Here is an 18,043-nt window from a genome sequence, read left to right as displayed (position 1 = left end):
TGAGACCGGAAACCCCCGGCGGTGGCGGCCGGCGGGGGTGGCGGTTCAGCTCACGCGCCGGGCCGCCGACCGCTACCCGCAGGTGACCGCCCTGCTGGCCGAACTGCACGCCGAAAGCGAGGAGTTCCGGCAGATCTGGCAGACACGTCCGGTCCACGCTCCCGGGCACCGCACCAAGACCCTGGACCACCCGGAAGCCGGCACGCTGCGACTGAATTGCGATGTCCTGCTCGTGCCCGAGGATGACCAGGAAGTCGTCCTGATCACGGCCGACCCCGGATCACCTGCCGTGCGGGCCCTGCACAGGCTGGCCAGGCAGGCGACCTGAAACGAAAGACGCGGGATAGGTCTCTCTCCAGCGGTCACAGCCCATCGTAACTACATGTTCGCCGGGACCTGCGCCCACCTTGATGCTGAGGCTTTCCACGCCGCCTATCCGCGCGAGCTCTTAGTGCGTCAATTCGTCGAACACATCATCCGGCAGCGTCTTGATGTACTCGATGCGTGCACGGATGGCTGCCTCGAGATTGGCCAACGACAAGCTCACCGACGGCTCGACGAAGTCTTCGTTGCCCGCCTCGGCGGTGAGTAGAGCGACAGCATCGTAGTTGCCTTCCTTGACCATGCGCTCGAAGAAGATCTTGTACCGTCCTATGTACGACGCCCCTTCGAAAATCGGGTCAGCCTTGAACGGCATGTTGTTAGGCACCTTGACCGCGCTCAACGATCCCGGCGCGCGTTCCACGAGCATGATGAAACCGAACCAGGGCTTCAACTTGCCGAACAGGCCGCGCTCCACGGCCATCTGGGAATCGGCCGCGAGCCCGAGGGCTTCCTCGGTCCGGTTGTTGAAGTTGTTGCCGAACGAGGGGCCTCGCTGGGACTTGAACTCCATCGCCGCGATCAGGGAGCCGCGGTAGAGCACCAGGAGGTCCCAGTTCTTCGCCGGGCGAAAGTACGCCGGCAGATTGTTGTGACCCTTTGTGCGCACCTCAAGGGTGATGTCCGGATTGTCGGACCATAGTTTCGCCACGGCTTCCTGCATCGCGTCCATCTGCTTGCCACCCGTGACCGCTGCACGGTTGCCCGTGTCCTTGACTCCGGTCGCCTGCCCCTGCTTCGCGGCTTGCAGGTCCAAGCCGGTCCAGTAGCCGAGAACAGCGGCGCGCCAGGTCTCGACAGGTGTCAGGTCGCTCATGGCCCTCTTCTTCTAATTGGATGCTCAGATGCTGCCGGCAGGCAGCCCGTACGCTTCTTCGGCCGCACGCGTCGCGGCCGCCCTATCGCCGGCGCGGAACGCCTCACGGAGCTTGGAGGCGATGTCTTCGGGGATTTCTTCGGGGCGCGGAACGGCGATCTTCCGCAGGTACTGCGCCTGGAATCGGAGCGTGCCGCCACGCATTTTCACGCCGTAGGCGCTCACGAAAGCCTCTGCGATCTGAGACAGCAGCAGCCCGCCGAGCACTTCCATGTCCCACGTTGACGAGACGATGTAGTACAGGTTGTGGTGCGGGTAGTAGCCGCCCGGCTCTAGTACCGGCGTGATCTGGGCTTTCATGTCCTGAAGAAGCAGCTTCGGCCGTTCGGCGAGGCCGGGGTAGACCTTGTCGATGGTGCGGTGCCAGGTGCTCGGGTTCTTCCTCGCGACGAAGCGCTTCTTGACGTTCGGGTGCGACGCGAGCGCGGCAGCGAACTTCGGGTAGTCCGCGGGATCCACGAGCCTGCCCTCGTCGTCCCACGGGTTCAGCAGCATCTTCGACGGCGTCGTGAGGCGACCTGCACGGATGTCGTCGGCCATGACGATGGGCGTCAGGCGATCTTGCTCGACGTCGATGCCGGCGTCCGGGCTGATGATGTAAGCCTTGTCGGCTCCGGTCGCGACACCAATGCTGATCTTCGTCGAGCCGTCGGCTTCCAGTGGCTGGAACTTCTCCTGAAGGTGCTCCAGCAGCTTGATGGTGTGAGGGGACCCCGCGGGCCAGAAGTCGTCGGTCTCGAACCAGCTGGGCAGGTGCGCGCCCTCCCATCCCTGGCCCGAAGCCTCCTCCGCTGTGCCCTGTACGAACGCCAAGGCTTCGCTGGCGGAGGCCGCTCCGAACGCGGCCGTGGTGTCGATGAACGTCGCGCTGCCCTGCTCGGAGTTGGCCAGCACCGTGATCGCCGGATAGGCCGAGACCTCTGCTTCAAATGCGTCCACGTCGTGCATCTGCCACACGGACTCGACCGCATAGCGTGAGGTCACGAGGCCCCGCAGGTGCTTCCCATAGGCGTTCCGCATCCAACGGTCCGCGCAGATGAACCCGACCTTCCCGCCGCTTGCGAGTATGGACAGCGAGCGCTCGTAGAAGCCGACGTAGATGTCCGCACGTCCGCGCATGGTCCGCCATGTCTTGCGGTAGGCAGCCTCGGTCTCATCGTCGAGATCCTCGGTGCGGATGTACGGCGGGTTGCCGATCACGAAATCGACATCCGTCGGTACCTCGTCGAGAAGGAAGTCGCCGTGACGCAGCCAGCCTGCAGATAGGGCTCGGGCCTCAGCGGGACTTGCCCCAGCGGCTTGGAGCATGTCTGCCGACTTCTTCTGGCAGGTCGCAACATGCTCCTGCTGGAGATCGAGACCGTACAGACAGCCAGCCAGCGCCGACAGCTCCGTGCCATGAACCTTTGCAGACTCGAGTAGTCGCTCCAGTACGGGGACGAAAAATGCTCCCGACCCGACCGACGGCTCGACGAGCTTCATCTGGGTGAGGTCCTTGTCGGCCGTGTAGCCGACCAGATCAAGAATCGTCTCGACGACCCATCGACGGGTGAAGACCTCGCCGTACTCGACCTCGTCGGGGGCGGCTGCAGCCATGGGTTCCTCTCGTCCTGGCTCACTGAACGAGCCTCACCTCAAGGCTATCTGTGGGCGCCCCTGCCAGAGGACTTCTCGCAACTACTCGGATTCGTGGCCCGATGGTGGCCCAGCGGAGTCCAGCCCTCGTGTGCCTCCGCCGACAGGCACGTGGCGCGAGACGGCCGCCGACTGAACCTCGGACTCACTCACACCACAGGCGCGGTCGCGCAGGTTCACGACCGTCCGGGCGCGCCAACTGAGACCAAAACTGAGACCACAGAACAACCAAGGGTCCGACCGCTCAGCGGTCGGACCCTTGGTTTGCCCAGGTGGGCGAGTGCGGAGGATACGAGATTCGAACTCGTGAGGGGTTGCCCCCAACACGCTTTCCAAGCGTGCGCCCTAGGCCTCTAGGCGAATCCTCCGCCGGAAACATTACATGACGTCGGAGGGTGCTTGCGAACTCGTTCGGGCGACCGGCGATCGGGTAAGGTGGGGATCAGCCCCTCACGCGGCGCTATCTGACTGAACTCCCCCAGGGCCGGAAGGCAGCAAGGGTAGGTCGGCTCTGGCGGGTGCGTGGGGGGTCTTGTGTTTCCCGGGTGCCGCCGACGTCTCCGATGCGGCCGTCAGGGGCTGGTCGCGGCGGTGCGCGCGGAGGAAGATCCGCTCGTCGACGTAGACCGCGAGGAAGAAGACGAGCGCGACGCCCAGGCCGATGACCGTGGGGTGGCGGCCGGTCGTGGGAGTGAGAACCGCGGTCATGGCGAGCCACAGGAAGACGTTGGGCGTGTTCTGCGTGATGAACATGTCGCGGCCGAGGCCGGTGTCGTGCGGGCGCAGGCGGAGGAAGAGCGCCGTCAGCCCCCGGAGGGTCGTCAGGGCCGTGGCGGTGACGGCCGTCGTCAGCAGCAGATGGACGGCCTGCGTGGCCGTCAGACCCGTCGGCGGGGTCAGCGCGAACGTGGCCAGACCCGCCAGGGGGATCAGAGCGAGGCCGCCCAGCCAGTTCCAGTTGGTGCTGAGGGCGCCCGCGCGGATCGGGTCGCGCCGGCGCAGGGCCTGGGCGCCCGCACCGGGCAGGACGAGGGCGGCGAGCAGTACGGCCGTGTAGCTGAGCAGCGCAGGTTCCAGGGTGGTGAGCGTATGGGCCGGTGCCGCGCCGCCCGGCAGCATCACCGGAAGCACCAGACCCGCCAACAGCAGCACCGGGAGGGCCAGCGAGGCGGCCACTGTGTGGCGTACGGCGAAGAAGTAGTCGCCTCCCCAGAGGAGGGAGAGGGTGGGCACCACGAGGGCCGGGGGGAGCAGGAGGAAGAGGCCGGCCAGTTCCAGGGGGAGGGAGTGGCCCGCCCAGAGCAGGATCAGGCCCAGTGCCAGTCGGGGCAGGAGCAGGGGCCCTGCCGTTTGGAGGCTCGCGAGCGGGCGGCGCAGGGTGTGCGGGTTGACGCGCAGCATGGCGAAGAACGAGCCGATCGCGAGCAGTGCCGTCAGCGTCACGGTGAACACCAAGGGGGGCACGCGTACGCCCAGGGCGAGCTGGGCGGCCGTCCCCGCCCCGGCGGCTGCGGCGATCAGCAGGGGGAGGCGGATCTCGACGATCTCGCCGAGGTCGTTCAGCAGGCCGACGGCCGCCGGGCTCGCGACCGCGCGGCGCAGGTCCTCTTCGGAGAGCGGGCGGGCGTTGGGGATCTTGAAATCGCGGTACGACTCGGGCCGGGCGCCCGCGACGACCAGCGCGAACATCTCCACGATGTACTTGTGGGCGACGACGAGGACGGTACGGCCGGCCTGGGAGGCGGGGAGCAGTACCTCGTCGTAGTAGGCCGCCACGCGCGCGTACATCTCGGTCCAGGTCTCGCCGCCGGGGGGCCGTCCGGTCGGGGAGTGGAACGCCTCGGTGTAGCCGGCGAAGCCGATGGACTTCTTCACCAGGCTCTTGTTGCGGCCGCTGTAGAGGCCGAAGTCGCGTTCCGTGAGGGCCTCGTCGATCGTGAACCGTTCCGGCGGCTCAGGCAGCCGGTCGGTGATCGTCCGGGCGGTCTCCTGGGCGCGGCGGAGGGTGGACGTGTGCACTTCGTCGATGCGTAAGCCGCTCACCGCGAGAGCGGCGACCCGTTCGGCCGCCTGCTCGGCCTGGCGCAGGCCGAGCGTGGTGAGCGGGGCGTCCAGCCGTCCGGCGAAGCGATTCTGCTCGTTGGCCTGGGACTCGCCATGGCGGATGAAGTAGAGGGGCATGAGTGTCCTTGCGGGCTGTGGGGGGTGTGAGGGGAGGGGTGGCAGGGGCACTGTGCGTTTGGTGTTGTATTTGAGCGTTCAACTTAATCATGTGGAGGCACTGTTTCTGTGAAGTAGCCGTCGAGCGACGCTCATGTTCCGTAAGAGGTGCTCGTGATCCGTCCTGGCGCTCGTCCCCGGCATCCGGGCGGCCCGCGTTGTCAGTGGGCGCCTATAACCTCGTATGCGTGTCGTCTCTCGCGCTGTACCGCCGCTATCGCCCGGAGTCGTTCGCCGAGGTCATCGGGCAGGAGCATGTAACCGACCCGCTGCAGCAGGCGCTGCGGAACAACCGGGTCAATCACGCGTACCTGTTCAGCGGGCCGCGCGGCTGCGGCAAGACGACGAGCGCACGCATCCTGGCCCGCTGCCTGAACTGCGAACAGGGACCCACGCCCACGCCCTGCGGGGAGTGCCAGTCCTGTCGCGACCTGGCGCGCAACGGACCGGGCTCCATCGACGTCATCGAGATCGACGCCGCTTCGCACGGCGGTGTGGACGACGCACGTGAACTGCGCGAGAAGGCCTTCTTCGGGCCTGCGGCCAGCCGGTACAAGATCTACATCATCGACGAGGCCCACATGGTCACGTCGGCCGGTTTCAATGCGCTGCTGAAGGTCGTCGAGGAGCCCCCGGAGCACCTCAAGTTCATCTTCGCGACCACCGAGCCCGAGAAGGTCATCGGGACGATCCGCTCGCGGACGCACCACTACCCGTTCCGTCTCGTGCCGCCGGGGACACTGCGCGAATATCTCGGCGAGGTGTGCGGCAAGGAGAACATCCCGGTCGAGGACGGCGTGCTGCCCCTGGTCGTCCGGGCCGGTCAGGGCTCTGTGCGTGACTCCATGTCCGTCATGGACCAGCTGCTCGCAGGGGCGAGGGAGGAAGGTGTGACGTATGCCATGGCGACATCCCTCCTCGGCTACACCGACGGTTCGCTCCTCGACTCCGTCGTCGAGGCCTTCGCGACCGGTGACGGGGCCGCCGCCTTCGAGGTCGTCGACCGCATCATCGAGGGCGGCAACGACCCGCGCCGCTTCGTCGCCGACCTGCTGGAGCGACTGCGCGACCTGGTGATCCTCGCCGCCGTGCCGGACGCCGCGGAGAAGGGGCTCATCGATGCCCCGGCCGATGTGGTCGAGCGCATGCAGGCCCAGGCGGGCACCTTCGGCGCCGCCGAGCTCAGCCGCGCAGCCGACCTGGTCAACGAGGGCCTCACCGAGATGCGCGGCGCCAACTCGCCCCGCCTCCAGCTCGAACTGATCTGCGCGCGCGTGCTGCTGCCGGCCGCGTACGGGGACGAGCGTTCGGTGATGGCCCGCCTCGACCGGATCGAGCGGGGCGTGAACTTCTCCGCGGGCGGCGGCGCGCCGGCGGTGGGGTATGTGCCGGGGCCCGAGGCGCACGCGGGACCGATGGCTGGTGCCGTCGGCGGCCCGGCAGGCGGCCCGGTTCCGCCGGGCGGCGGCCCCGCTGCGGCCCGGGCGGCGGTACGGAATTCGGGAGCGCCATCGGCGGGCCTGCCGACCGCCGGTGCCGGTGCCGGCACACCCGCAGCCGCCGCGCCCCCGCCCACCGCCGCAGAGCCTGCCGCACCGGTCGCCTCGCCGCCGCCCTCTGCCCCGGTCTCCCCTGCCCCCGCCCCGGCCTCCCCGTCCCCCGCCCCGGGAGCCTGGCCCACCGCGGCCCCCGCGGGCGGCGGCCGACGCCCCGGCGGCTGGCCCACGGCAACCCCGGCGGGCACCGGCCAGCCCCCGGCCACGCCCAGCGTGCCGGCAGCTTCCGCACCCGCACCCGCGCCCGCCCCGCAGACGGCGGCGCCCGCCCCCGCCTCCTCCTACGCACCCCCGAGCGGCGGTCCGGACCCCCGCATGCTCTGGCCGAACATCCTGGAGGCCGTCAAGAACCGCCGCCGCTTCACCTGGATCCTGCTCAGCCAGAACGCCCAGGTGGCCGGCTTCGACGGCACGACCCTCCAGATCGGCTTCGTCAACGCGGGCGCCCGCGACAACTTCGCCGGCAGCGGCAGCGAGGACGTCCTGCGCCAGGCGCTGGCCGAGCAGTTCAACGTGCAGTGGAAGATCGAGGCGATCGTCGACCCGTCCGGCGGCTCGGCCCCGCCGCCCGCCCCTTCCAACGGCGCCTACGGCGGAGGCGGCTACGGCAACCCCGGCGCCGGCACTCCCCCACAGCGCCCGGCGACCCCGCCGCCCCCCAGCTCGCCCGCGCCCACGTCACAGCCCCCGACGGCCCGGTCCACACCCGCACCCGCCCCCCAGCCCAGGGCCCCGGAACCCCCGCCCCCGGTCTCCCCCGAGGACGACATCCCCGAGGACGACGACCCCGACCTCAACGAGTCGGCCCTCTCCGGCCACGAACTGATCGTGCGCGAGCTGGGGGCAACGGTCGTGGAGGAGTTCACGAACGAGTAGGCCGTTCTTCGGGGCGCGGCCTGTTCTTCAAAAAACGGGCGTGCTCTTCTGGCCGCCGGTCACGGCACTTCAGCCCGTCCGGCGTTTGAGGACGAGGCCGTTCAGGCCGAAAAGCGGGGTCTGGGGGCGGCAGCCCCCAGGGCCGGCGCCCCCACCACCCGGGGCGCCACTTGGAGGAACGTACAGCTCCCCGCCCCCCTCCCGCTCGGCACCCCGCACAAAACCCCCGTTAGGCTGACCCCCGTGAAGGTCCTCGTCATCGGCACCGGCGCCCGCGAACACGCCCTGTGCCGCTCCCTGTCCCTCGACCCCGACGTCACCGCGCTGCACTGCGCCCCCGGCAACGCCGGCATCGCCGAGGTCGCCGAGCTGCACCAGGTAGACGCCCTGGACGGCAAGGCCGTCGCCGCGCTGGCCACCGAACTCGGCGCCGACCTCGTGGTCGTGGGCCCGGAGGCACCCCTCGTCGCCGGGGTCGCCGACGCCGTGCGCGAGGCGGGCATCCCGGTCTTCGGCCCCGCCAAGGAGGCCGCGCAGCTCGAGGGCTCCAAGGCCTTCGCGAAGGACGTCATGGCGGGAGCGGGCGTGCCCACCGCACGCTCGTACGTCTGCACGACCCCGCAGGAGGTCGACGAGGCCCTCGACGCCTTCGGTGCCCCGTACGTCGTGAAGGACGACGGCCTCGCCGCCGGCAAGGGCGTCGTCGTCACCGGTGACATCGAGGCGGCGAGGGCGCACGCCAACTCCTGCGAGCGCGTGGTCATCGAGGAGTTCCTCGACGGCCCCGAGGTCTCCCTCTTCGCCATCACCGACGGCGAGACGGTCGTCCCGCTGCAGCCCGCCCAGGACTTCAAGCGCGCGCTCGACCGCGACGAGGGCCCGAACACCGGCGGCATGGGCGCGTACTCGCCGCTGCCGTGGGCCGACCCGAAGCTGGTCGAGGAGGTCCTGCAGACCGTCCTGCAGCCGACCGTCGACGAGATGCGCCGCCGCGGCATCCCCTTCTCCGGTCTCCTCTACGCCGGTCTCGCGATCACCTCGCGCGGCGTCCGGGTCATCGAGTTCAACGCCCGTTTCGGCGACCCCGAGACCCAGGTGGTGCTGGCCCGTCTGAAGACCCCGCTGGCCGGTGTCCTGCTCGCCGCCGCGAACGGCACCCTCCAGGACCTGCCGCCCCTGCGCTGGAGCGAGGACGCCGCGGTCACCGTGGTCGTCGCCTCGCACAACTACCCCGGCACCCCGCGCACCGGTGACCCGATCACCGGCCTCGACGAGGTGGCCGCCCAGGACGCCCCGCACGCGTACGTCCTGCACGCCGGCACGAAGCACGACGGTGACACGGTGGTCAGCGCCGGCGGCCGCGTCCTGTCCGTCACGGCGACCGGCAAGGACCTCACCGAGGCCCGTGACCGCGCGTACCGGGCCGTCTCCCGCATCCACCTCGACGGCTCCCAGCACCGCACGGACATCGCGGCGAAGGCGGCACAGAACGCCTGACCCCACCGCGGCGTCCACACCCGCCGACCAACCCGTCGGGCCCCGGATCCGTCTAAGGATTCGGGGCCCGACGCGTTCGCGGCCGGTCTCCGGGTCGGGTTCGGGACCAGAGGCCTGATCTTCGCTTTCCGTCATCCACCTCTCCCCAAAGCCATTCCATCGAGTGACCGATACCCCATCCGGCTGACGTGGGCCGAGGCCCCAACTAGGGTGCGGCGCAAGCGGTCCGGCACTTGGCCCACCGGCATTGCGATGTCAGTGGCGGGTGCCACAGTGGGGGAGTGAGCAACGCCAGGACAGCCGCGCAGCCAGGACAGCTTGGGAGGGGGTGAGGACCGGCCGTGACCGGTACCGGTATGGGTGTGGAAGCGGGCGCGCAGGCAGCGCGCGCGAGGGCCCTCGCCGTGCTGCGCATCCGCAGCAGGGCGCTGGCCGTGGCGGTGCTGCCCGCGGCGGTCGCCGTGATCCTGCTGGCCGGCGGCTCCACGGACCACCTGGTGGGCCCCTTCTGGCACGCCGCCCGCTGGGCCATGACCCCCCTCGCCGTCCTCGTCCTGCTCGCCGCGGGCGCCATCGCGCTGGTCGTCGCCCGCGCCCGCCCGGCCGTCAGCCCGACGATCCCGATCGCCGAGGAGTCCGCCCCGGACCTGTACCGGATGGTGCGCGACCTCGCCGACCGGCTCGACGTCCCCGCACCCTCGGCGATAGCGCTCACCCCGGACTGCGACAGCTGGCTGGAGGACCGCACCCACCCGGCGCACGGCCCGCCCCCCGCGGCGGACCGGGACGAGATAGCGGGCATGCGGAGCGCCCACCGGCGCACGGCCGCCGCACCGGTCCTCGTCATCGGCTCCCCCTTCCTGTGGTGGATGCGCGTCGGCGAACTGCGCGCGGTCCTCGCTCCGGTCATCGCCGGTACGGGACCCTCCGCCCACCCGGACATAGCTGCGGCCCGCCGCTTCGTACGGGGCCTGGACGCGGCGGTGGCCGTCGGCTCGACGCCCGGCCGCTGCCCCCTGACCCGCGGGGTGTGCGCGAGCATCGGCTGGGTGGCCCGCCTGCTGCTGCGCAGCTGCCGGGAGCATGCGGCGCAGATGGAGCGAGGCGTGGCGGCCGCGGCCTCCGAGCGTGCACAGGCTGTGGACTACGGCCTCAGGATCGTCGCCCAGGAACAGGTGGGCCTGGCCTACGCCGGCTGGGACCGTCTGCTGACCCGGGTCGCGCTGCCCGCCTGGCGGATGGGCCGCTGGCCGTCCCGACTGGACGCTGGAGTGGTGGCGGCCCTCACCGAACTCTCCCGTCGTGACCGTCTGGCGGAGGGCTTCGCCTCCCGTCTGGGTGAGCGCCCCGCCTGCGACCTGCTGGAAGAGCCCGGCGCGGTGGACGGGGCGGCCTCACTTCTCGCTGCCCGTCTCTTCCACGGCGGCCCCGCCGAGTCCGGCCCCGACTGGGCGCCGGTCGACTGGGACGAGTACCCGGAGGAGGTCGTGGACCGCAAATGGCGCACCGACGCGGCCCGCCTCCACCGAGTCCTCGACACCCTGGGCGTCAGCCACACCCCCGACCCCGGCACCCCGCCCGCCGACGGCCCCACCCTCTCCAGAATCCTCAACCACTTGTCGAGCCCACCACCGATTGCTCCCGCAGCCGCCGACGGCGAGACGTCCCCGGTGGGGCCGCCCGCACCCGACGATGTCACGGGTGATGCGGGCGGGAGCACCATGGCCGAAGGCGAAGCCGAGGCCGAAGAACCCGAGCCGGAAAACGAACGCACAGCCACCCTCGCCGCAGGCCTCACCGCCGAACTCGCCCGCGAGGAAGCCACCGCCGCCACCCCCGCGGAGCGAACCAACCCCGACGCCGCCTTCTGGGACGAAGCCACGCTCCCCCTCTTCCCGCTCCAACCCCCAAGGACAGCCCGCGAGTTGCTCGCGGACCACGTCACCGCGATGGTCTGCTGCGCCGCCATGGACACCGCAGGCGCCATCCCCGGCCTCGACTGGCTCGACGGCCCGTCCCTCCTCATCAAGGGCGAACGGGCCACGGACCTGGCCCCCCGCGTCCTCCGCCTCGTCGAGGACGGCGACCCGGCCCCCCTGCGGGCCTGGCTTCTCGAAACCGGCATACGCCCCGAGAAGCCCGTCCGGCTTGTGTGACGGTCACCGGTTCCGGAACCCTGCATTCCACTTTCGGCCAATTCGCAACGAATAGTGACCACATGGGTGCGCAATGTGATGTGCTGGGACCGATCGAGCACATGGCAAGGGCTTGCGGCACAAGCCAGGCACGCCAGGGCCACAAGCCAGGCACGCCACACCATGCGACAGGCACACCACGCGACCGCGGGGGATCGAGGGAGGGGAGCGACCATGGGGCAGGAGCAGATCCGCCGCTGGGAATCCGGGGCGCTGGCGCATGCCGTGACCGACCCCTTCGGCCAGGGGCCGGTGCCCTGGCTCCGCGGCAGCGAGACGTACTTCGACGACACCGGCCAGGTGGTCCCCTGGTATGTGGACGCCCCCCGGCAGTCCTCGTCGGGCGACTCCCCGGACACCCCCCGCGTCCCGGCCCCGCGAGCCGCCGGCGGCCCGCGCTCCGCGGACGACGTCCGCCGCCAGATCAAGGGCTTCATCTCCACCGGCGCGGTCGCCCCGGGCGAGGCCGTCGACTTCCACATCACGGTCGACCCGCCCCAGGAGTTCAGCGTCGACATCTACCGCATCGGCCACTACGGCGGTGACGGCGCAGCCAAGATCACCACCAGTCCCCGCCTCTCCGGCATCGTCCAGCCCCCGCCGCTCGCCGCGGACCGCACGGTCTCCTGCCACCACTGGTGGCTCTCCTGGCGCCTGCAGATCCCGAGCTACTGGAGCATCGGCGCCTACGTCGCCGTACTCACCACCCTCGACGGCTACCGCTCCCACATCCCCTTCACCGTCCGCGACAAGCACCCCGCGGACCTGCTCCTGCTGCTGCCGGACGTCACCTGGCAGGCGTACAACCTCTACCCCGAGGACGGCCGCACGGGCGCGAGTCTTTACCACGCCTGGGACGAACAGGGCCGTCTGCTGGGCGAGTCCGACGCGGCGACCACGGTCTCCTTCGACCGCCCGTACGCCGGAGCCGGCCTCCCCCTGCACGTGGGCCACGCCTACGACTTCATCCGTTGGGCCGAGCGCTACGGCTACGACCTCGCCTACGCCGACGCCCGCGACCTGCACGCAGGGCACGTGGACCCCACCCGCTACCGCGGCCTGGTCTTCCCCGGGCACGACGAGTACTGGTCGGCCAGCATGCGCCGCACCGTCGAAATCGCCCGCGAGCAAGGCACCTCCCTCGTCTTCCTCTCCGCCAATACCATGTACTGGCAGGTCGAGTTGGGCCCGTCCCCGTCCGGCGTCCCCGACCGTCTGCTGACCTGCCGCAAGCGCAAAGGCCCCGGCCGGCCCGTCCTCTGGCGCGAGATCGACCGCCCAGAGCAGCAACTGGTCGGCATCCAGTACGCGGGCCGGGTCCCCGACCCCCACCCCCTGATCGTCCGCAACGCCGACCACTGGCTGTGGGAGGCGACCGGCGCCCACGAGGGCGACGAGATCGAAGGCCTGGTCGCGGGCGAGGCGGACCGCTACTTCCCGCGCACCCCGCTCCCCGAGCACGAGGAGCGCATCCTGCTCGCCCACTCCCCGTACACCGACTCCGAGGGCACCCTCCGCCACCAGGAGACATCCCTCTACCGAGCCCCCTCCGGCGCCCTCGTCTTCGCTTCGGGGACCTTCGCCTGGTCGCCGGCCCTGGACCGTCCGGGCCACGTCGACACCCGCGTCCAGCGCGCCACGGCCAACCTCCTGGACCGCATCTGCAAACGTGACTGAACTCACGTAAGCCCACGTCACCGCCCCTTTCGAGCCGACCCCACTCCAAGGGCGATCCCCGGCATACGGGAGAATCGAGCCACTTGGACAGAACCACGGGGAGGAACCGTGTCCGGATTCGTAGAAAAGCCCGAGCCGATCCAGGTTCCGGGCCTGGTTCATCTCCACACCGGCAAGGTGCGCGAGCTGTACCAGAACGAGGCCGGCGACCTCGTGATGGTTGCCAGCGACCGCATCTCCGCCTTCGACTGGGTGCTGCCGACCGAGATCCCCGACAAGGGCCGCGTCCTGACCCAGCTCTCCCTGTGGTGGTTCGACCGGATCGCCGATCTGATCCCCAACCACGTGATCGGCACCGACCTGCCCGCCGGCGCTCCCGCCGACTGGGCGGGCCGCACCCTCGTCTGCAAGTCGCTGCAGATGGTCCCGGTGGAGGCCGTCGCCCGCGGCTATCTCACCGGCTCGGGCCTGCTGGAGTACAACGAGTCCCGCACGGTCTGCGGCCTCGCCCTCCCCGAGGGCCTGGTCGACGGCAGCGAACTCCCCGCGCCGATCTTCACCCCGGCCACCAAGGCCGAGGTCGGCGAGCACGACGAGAACGTCTCCTACGAGGAGGTCGCCCGCCAGGTCGGCGCGGACACCGCCGCCCGGCTGCGCCAGGCCACCCTCGCCGTCTACGGCCGGGGCCGGGACATCGCCCGGGACCGCGGCATCATCCTCGCGGACACCAAGTTCGAGTTCGGCTTCGACGGCGAGACCCTGGTCCTCGCGGACGAGATCCTCACCCCGGACTCCTCCCGCTTCTGGCCGGCCGACCAGTGGCAGCCGGGCCGCGCCCAGCCGTCGTACGACAAGCAGTTCGTCCGGGACTGGCTGACCTCCCCGGAGTCCGGCTGGGACCGCAAGAGCGAGCAGCCCCCGCCGCCGCTGCCGCAGCAGGTCGTGGACGCCACCCGGGCGAAGTACATCGAGGCGTACGAGCGCCTGACGGGCACGAGCTGGAGCTGACCCTGCGAGAAAGGCCCCGGCACGCAGCCGGGGCCGAACTCCTCCAGGGCGTACGACGAAGGCCCCGGTCAAGTGACCGGGGCCTTCGATGCAGAGAGCGGACGACGAGGCTCGAACTCGCGACCTCAACCTTGGCAAGGTTGCGCTCTACCAACTGAGCTACGTCCGCAGTGCGCCGTGGCGCGGAGCCAACTATACCCAACCCCGCTCCCGCGCGAGCCGCACCGCCGTATGACGGTTCTCGGCTCCGAGCTTGGAGACGGCCGACGACAGGTAGTTCCGTACGGTCCCCTGTGACAGCGCGGCCCGCTCGGCGATCTCCGCGACGGGTGCCCCGTCGGCGGCGAGTTCCAGCACCTCGGCCTCCCGCGCGGTCAGCGGCGAGTCCCCGGAGGCGATCGCATCGGCGGCCAACTCGGGGTCGACGTAACGGTTCCCGGCATGCACGGTCCGGATGATCTCCGCGAGCCGCTGTGCGCTGACCGTCTTCGGAACGAACCCCCGCACACCCGCCGCAAGCGCCCGCTTCAGATGTCCGGGCCGCCCGTGACTGGTGACGATCAGCACCTGGCAGCCGGGCAGTTCGGACCGCAGGGATGTGGCGACCTTCACACCGTCGGCGCCCGGCATCTGAAGATCGAGCACGGCCACATCGGGCTCGTGCGCCCGCGCCATCGCCAGCGCCTCGGGGCCGGAGGCGGCCTCGGCCACGACCACGAGGTCGTCCTCCAGGGCGAGCAGTGCGGCGAGCGCCCCCCGGATCAGATGCTCGTCGTCGGCGAGCAGAAGCCGGACGGCGGCGGTCATGCCATGACCTCTTCCACACTCAGCGGCACCTCGGCCGTCACCCGGAACAGACCCGCTCCGACCCGGCCCGCCTCCAGCGTCCCGCCCACCGCCGACAGCCGCTCCCGCAGCCCGGCCAGTCCGGACCCGCCGCCACCGGCAGGGGCCGAGGCCCCGTCGTTCTCCACGGTCAGCACCACGCATCCCTCACCAGTCTGCAGCGCTATGCCACATCGCACGGCGTCCCCGTGGCGCAGCACGTTCGTCGTCGCCTCCCGCACCACCCACCCGAGCACCGACTGCACCCCGGCCTCCAGCCCACCGGCCTCCCCGCTCACCTCGCAGCGGATCCCGGCCGCACTCAACACGCCCTGTGCACCCGCGAGTTCGACCCCGAGATCGGCCCCTCGATATCCCCGTACGACATCCCGCACCTCCCGCTGGGACTCCTGCGCGATCCGCTGTACCTCGATCATCTGGTCCACGGCCTCGGGCCGCCCGCGCCGCGCCAGCTGCACGGCCAGCTCGCTCTTGAGTGCGACGACGGCGAGATTTCGCCCCATCACGTCATGCAGATCCCGCCCGAACCGCAGCCGCTCCTCGGCGACGGCGAGCCGGGCGCGGGTCTCGCGGGCCTCGTCGAGTTCGTAGACGGCGTTCAGCAGCCAGACCGAGAAGATCGCGGTGAAGGCCAGGAACCCGGCGCCGAGGAGCACGCCCAGCATGGTGAGCAGGGTGGCGGGCCCGGGGGTGCCCAACGGGAACGAGACGGCTCCGGCGCCGATCGCGAAGCCGCCCACGATCGCGTACACGCGCCACCGGTCGCGCACGCCGAGCGAGATGACCCCGGCCGCGACGACCAGGACGACCCCGAAGACACCGTCGGCCGTGGTGTCCACGCCGTCGCCCTTCGGTCCGTGCTGCGCGATCCCCACCGCCGTGACGGCGATCACGGCGGTGACGACGGTGAGCGTCCACAGCAGCCGTACGGGCTGTGGACGCCGCCCGCGGGTCCAGTCCAGTGCCCGGGACGCCGTCACCATGCAGGCCACGGCGTGCACCGCCACCAGGCCCAGCAGCGCTCCGCCGAGCCCGGGCCCCAGCGTGCCGACGGCCGGCAGTCCGATCGCCAGGACCTCGGTCACGCCGAAGAAGTGGAACGACCACCGCGTGTACGTCTCGACCTTCGCCGGTGTGCTCTTGCGCCGCCACCAGCCGCGTGTCCGACCCATCTCCCCGAGGCCCCCATCCGTCAGCGCCGTGGCTCCCACCGGAACCACCGCCGTACAGCAAACACCGCGAGCACGGTCCAGGCCAGGGCGGTCGCCACGGCGCCCAGTGCCTCGTACCCGCTCAGCTGTCCGGTCCAGCCGCCCCGGACCAGCCGGATCGCGGGGGAGAGCGGCAGCAGTTCGCACACGGAGCGCAGCCGGTCCGGCAGGACCTCCGTGGGGATCGCGATGCCCGAGCCCATCATCGACACCAGCACCAGCGGCATCGCGGTGACCTGGGCGCTCTCCACGGTCCTGGTGAAAGAGGCGGTCAGCGCACCGAGCGCGGCACACAGCACCAGGCCCGACAGCATGCCCAGGACGGTGAGGTACGGAGCTCGGGGCGTCCCTGCGTGCAGCAGCACGGCGCAGCCGACGGAGAGTACGACGGCCTGCGCCAGGCCGATGCAGACGGCGGGCAGGGCGGTGCCGGCGAGGATCTCGTGGTCACCGAGTTCCCCGGTGCGCAGCCGCTTGAGGACCAGTTCCTCGCGGCGGGCGACATAGGCGCTCACCAGGGACGTGTACACGGCGAACAGGAAGGAGAACCCGACCGCGGCCGTCAGCGTCACCGTGCCGATGCTCAGCCCCTGCGCCTTCAGGTCGATCCGGTCGACCGCGGGCCGCACGCTGAACGGCAGCGCCAGCGGCATGAGCAGTGCCGTGACCACCGCACCGCGATTGCGTCCGAGGAGGGTGAGCTCGGCGCGGGCCAGGGCACGCAGCCGCCGCCCGACGGGAGCGAGTGCGAGTGCGCTCATGCCGCCACCCCCTGCTCCTGCGCGATCCCCAGGAACGCCTCCTCCAGCGAGGCCGACCGCACATCCAGCCCCCGCAGCTCCACCCGCGCCCCCTCGGCCCACACCAGCAGCCCGGTGGCCGCCCGCTGCAGCTCCCGTGTCCGCAGCCGTACGACGTTCCCGTCCACCTCGTGCCCGCACACCCCCAGCTCACCCAGCGGCGGCAGGTCCCCGAGGAAGTAGCCGTCGGGCAGCCGGAAGGAGATCCGTGAGGGCTGCGCGGCGGTCACCTCGGCCGGTGTCCCGGTCGCCGCGACGCGCCCCTCGTGCAGGATCGCGATCCGGTCGGCGAGCCCCTCCGCCTCCTCCAGGTAGTGCGTGGTGAGCAGCACGGTGGTGCCGCCGTCGCGCAGCGCCCGTACCAACTCCCAGGTGTCCCGGCGCCCTTCGGCGTCGAGTCCGGTCGTGGGCTCGTCCAGGAACAGCACCTCGGGCTCGCCGAGCAGCGCGAGCGCCAGGTCGAGGCGCCGCCGTTCACCCCCGGACAACTGCTTCACCCGTACGGCGGCCCGTTTCCGGAGCCCGACGAGCGCCAGCGCCTCGTCCTCCGGCCGCGCTCCGCTCACACACCCCGCCCACATCCGCGCGGTCTCCGCGACGGTCAGCTCGGACGGAAACCCGCCCTCCTGCAGCATCACCCCGACCCGAGGCCGTACGGCGGCCCGCTCCTCGTAGGGATCATGGCCGAGCACCCGCACCCGGCCCCCGGCCGGCCGGGCGAGTCCCTCCAGCAGTTCGACCGTGGACGTCTTGCCCGCGCCGTTGGTGCCGAGCAGCGCGAAGATCTCGCCGCGGCGCACGGAGAAGGAGATTCCGCGCACCGCCTCGAACCCGCCCCCGTACACACGCCGCAGGTCAGTGACCTCAATCACGTGTTCGCGTTCGTTCGTGTCCATGACTTCAGCGTCCCGGCGAGCGGGGCGGGGCAGCAGTGCGCGCTGTCATCACTCGGCATGACAAATGTCAGACGGACGGCAGGAGAGACTCCGAACACGACGAAGGCCCCAGTCATAAGACCGGGGCCCTCAATCAGAGCGGACGACGAGGCTCGAACTCGCGACCTCAACCTTGGCAAGGTTGCGCTCTACCAACTGAGCTACGTCCGCATTGCCTCCGACCGGCTCCCACCGATCGGCGCGAGCACCAGCCTACCTGATCCACAACAGTGGTCCGGACCGGCGGTGCAGAGCGGGTGACAGGAATTGCACACTGCGCCTTCCCCCTGGAAGGGGGATGTTCTGCTACTGAACTACACCCGCATGTA

Annotated in this window: 11 protein-coding genes, 4 tRNA genes, 1 other RNA gene and 2 pseudogenes; 7 read left to right on the top strand and 11 right to left on the bottom strand. The window is 70.7% G+C overall.

From position 1 onward, the window contains the following. Positions 1 to 328 (top strand): annotated as a pseudogene (locus AB0N07_RS27265) (hypothetical protein); the annotation flags it as partial. Between the two features lie 120 nt (positions 329 to 448). On the opposite strand, the gene AB0N07_RS27260 reads toward AB0N07_RS27265, so the two are convergent. From AB0N07_RS27260 to AB0N07_RS27250, 3 genes are all read right to left on the bottom strand, one after another. Then, a complete protein-coding gene (locus AB0N07_RS27260) occupies positions 449 to 1,198 on the bottom strand; it encodes a PaeR7I family type II restriction endonuclease (protein ID WP_365839386.1) in 750 nt (249 codons plus the stop codon). 24 nt (positions 1,199 to 1,222) lie between these two features. Beyond that, positions 1,223 to 2,854 (bottom strand): N-6 DNA methylase, encoded by a 1,632-nt coding sequence (locus AB0N07_RS27255; protein WP_365839384.1) that lies wholly within the window; start codon positions 2,852 to 2,854, stop codon positions 1,223 to 1,225. Positions 2,855 to 3,176: 322 nt separating this feature from the next. Continuing rightward, positions 3,177 to 3,261, bottom strand: a tRNA-Ser gene (locus AB0N07_RS27250). Positions 3,262 to 3,334: 73 nt separating this feature from the next. On the opposite strand from AB0N07_RS27250, the gene ffs reads away from it, so the two are divergent. Then, an RNA gene (ffs, locus tag AB0N07_RS27245) (signal recognition particle sRNA small type) lies at positions 3,335 to 3,431 on the top strand. Positions 3,432 to 4,576: 1,145 nt separating this feature from the next. Here ffs and AB0N07_RS27240 read toward each other — a convergent pair. Next, positions 4,577 to 5,074 (bottom strand): annotated as a pseudogene (locus AB0N07_RS27240) (histidine phosphatase family protein); the annotation flags it as partial. Between the two features lie 227 nt (positions 5,075 to 5,301). On the opposite strand from AB0N07_RS27240, the gene AB0N07_RS27235 reads away from it, so the two are divergent. From AB0N07_RS27235 to AB0N07_RS27215, 5 genes are all read left to right on the top strand, one after another. Then, positions 5,302 to 7,545: a DNA polymerase III subunit gamma and tau gene (locus tag AB0N07_RS27235; protein WP_365839382.1), complete on the top strand. Its 2,244-nt coding sequence runs from the start codon at positions 5,302 to 5,304 to the stop codon at positions 7,543 to 7,545. Positions 7,546 to 7,788: 243 nt separating this feature from the next. Continuing rightward, positions 7,789 to 9,042 (top strand): phosphoribosylamine--glycine ligase, encoded by a 1,254-nt coding sequence (gene purD, locus AB0N07_RS27230; RefSeq protein ID WP_365839380.1) that lies wholly within the window; start codon positions 7,789 to 7,791, stop codon positions 9,040 to 9,042. A 356-nt stretch (positions 9,043 to 9,398) separates the two neighbouring features. Further along, positions 9,399 to 11,198, top strand: a complete 1,800-nt coding sequence (locus tag AB0N07_RS27225; RefSeq protein ID WP_365839394.1) for a hypothetical protein — start codon at positions 9,399 to 9,401, stop codon at positions 11,196 to 11,198. 213 nt (positions 11,199 to 11,411) lie between these two features. Continuing rightward, positions 11,412 to 12,914: a N,N-dimethylformamidase beta subunit family domain-containing protein gene (locus AB0N07_RS27220; protein ID WP_365839378.1), complete on the top strand. Its 1,503-nt coding sequence runs from the start codon at positions 11,412 to 11,414 to the stop codon at positions 12,912 to 12,914. Positions 12,915 to 13,022: 108 nt separating this feature from the next. Continuing rightward, on the top strand, positions 13,023 to 13,922 hold the full coding sequence (locus tag AB0N07_RS27215; RefSeq protein ID WP_365839376.1) for a phosphoribosylaminoimidazolesuccinocarboxamide synthase: 900 nt from the start codon (positions 13,023 to 13,025) through the stop codon (positions 13,920 to 13,922). 96 nt (positions 13,923 to 14,018) lie between these two features. Here AB0N07_RS27215 and AB0N07_RS27210 read toward each other — a convergent pair. The 7 genes from AB0N07_RS27210 to AB0N07_RS27180 form a co-directional block, all read right to left on the bottom strand. After that, positions 14,019 to 14,091: transfer RNA gene (locus AB0N07_RS27210), tRNA-Gly, on the bottom strand. A 23-nt stretch (positions 14,092 to 14,114) separates the two neighbouring features. After that, the gene (locus AB0N07_RS27205; RefSeq protein WP_365839374.1) at positions 14,115 to 14,729 is read right to left on the bottom strand and encodes a response regulator transcription factor; all 615 of its coding nucleotides are present in this window, start codon (positions 14,727 to 14,729) and stop codon (positions 14,115 to 14,117) included. Next, on the bottom strand, positions 14,726 to 15,940 hold the full coding sequence (locus tag AB0N07_RS27200; protein ID WP_365839372.1) for a histidine kinase: 1,215 nt from the start codon (positions 15,938 to 15,940) through the stop codon (positions 14,726 to 14,728). Before AB0N07_RS27200 ends, AB0N07_RS27205 begins: the two co-directional genes overlap by 4 nt. A 20-nt stretch (positions 15,941 to 15,960) precedes the next feature. Next, the gene (locus AB0N07_RS27195) at positions 15,961 to 16,740 is read right to left on the bottom strand and encodes an ABC transporter permease (protein ID WP_365839370.1); all 780 of its coding nucleotides are present in this window, start codon (positions 16,738 to 16,740) and stop codon (positions 15,961 to 15,963) included. Continuing rightward, positions 16,737 to 17,675 (bottom strand): ABC transporter ATP-binding protein, encoded by a 939-nt coding sequence (locus AB0N07_RS27190; protein ID WP_365839368.1) that lies wholly within the window; start codon positions 17,673 to 17,675, stop codon positions 16,737 to 16,739. Before AB0N07_RS27190 ends, AB0N07_RS27195 begins: the two co-directional genes overlap by 4 nt. Positions 17,676 to 17,812: 137 nt before the next feature. Continuing rightward, positions 17,813 to 17,885, bottom strand: a tRNA-Gly gene (locus AB0N07_RS27185). A gap of 81 nt (positions 17,886 to 17,966) precedes the next feature. Continuing rightward, positions 17,967 to 18,038: transfer RNA gene (locus AB0N07_RS27180), tRNA-Gly, on the bottom strand. Positions 18,039 to 18,043 lie beyond the last annotated feature (5 nt).

Source organism: Streptomyces sp. NPDC051172 (genome assembly GCF_040682555.1).
Taxonomy (GTDB): domain Bacteria; phylum Actinomycetota; class Actinomycetes; order Streptomycetales; family Streptomycetaceae; genus Streptomyces.
Note: the sequence above shows the minus strand (reverse complement) of the source record. Positions and strands in the feature narration are given on the sequence as shown.

What these genes read in the sequence shown, in the direction of transcription:
- AB0N07_RS27260 (WP_365839386.1), bottom strand. Translation starts at nt 1,198, where the DNA reads ATGAGCGACCTGACACCTGTCGAGACCTGGCGCGCCGCTGTTCTCGGC.
- AB0N07_RS27255 (WP_365839384.1), bottom strand. Translation starts at nt 2,854, where the DNA reads ATGGCTGCAGCCGCCCCCGACGAGGTCGAGTACGGCGAGGTCTTCACC.
- AB0N07_RS27225 (WP_365839394.1), top strand. Translation starts at nt 9,399, where the DNA reads ATGGGTGTGGAAGCGGGCGCGCAGGCAGCGCGCGCGAGGGCCCTCGCC.
- AB0N07_RS27220 (WP_365839378.1), top strand. Translation starts at nt 11,412, where the DNA reads ATGGGGCAGGAGCAGATCCGCCGCTGGGAATCCGGGGCGCTGGCGCAT.
- AB0N07_RS27205 (WP_365839374.1), bottom strand. Translation starts at nt 14,729, where the DNA reads ATGACCGCCGCCGTCCGGCTTCTGCTCGCCGACGACGAGCATCTGATC.
- AB0N07_RS27200 (WP_365839372.1), bottom strand. Translation starts at nt 15,940, where the DNA reads ATGGGTCGGACACGCGGCTGGTGGCGGCGCAAGAGCACACCGGCGAAG.
- AB0N07_RS27195 (WP_365839370.1), bottom strand. Translation starts at nt 16,740, where the DNA reads ATGAGCGCACTCGCACTCGCTCCCGTCGGGCGGCGGCTGCGTGCCCTG.
- AB0N07_RS27190 (WP_365839368.1), bottom strand. Translation starts at nt 17,675, where the DNA reads ATGGACACGAACGAACGCGAACACGTGATTGAGGTCACTGACCTGCGG.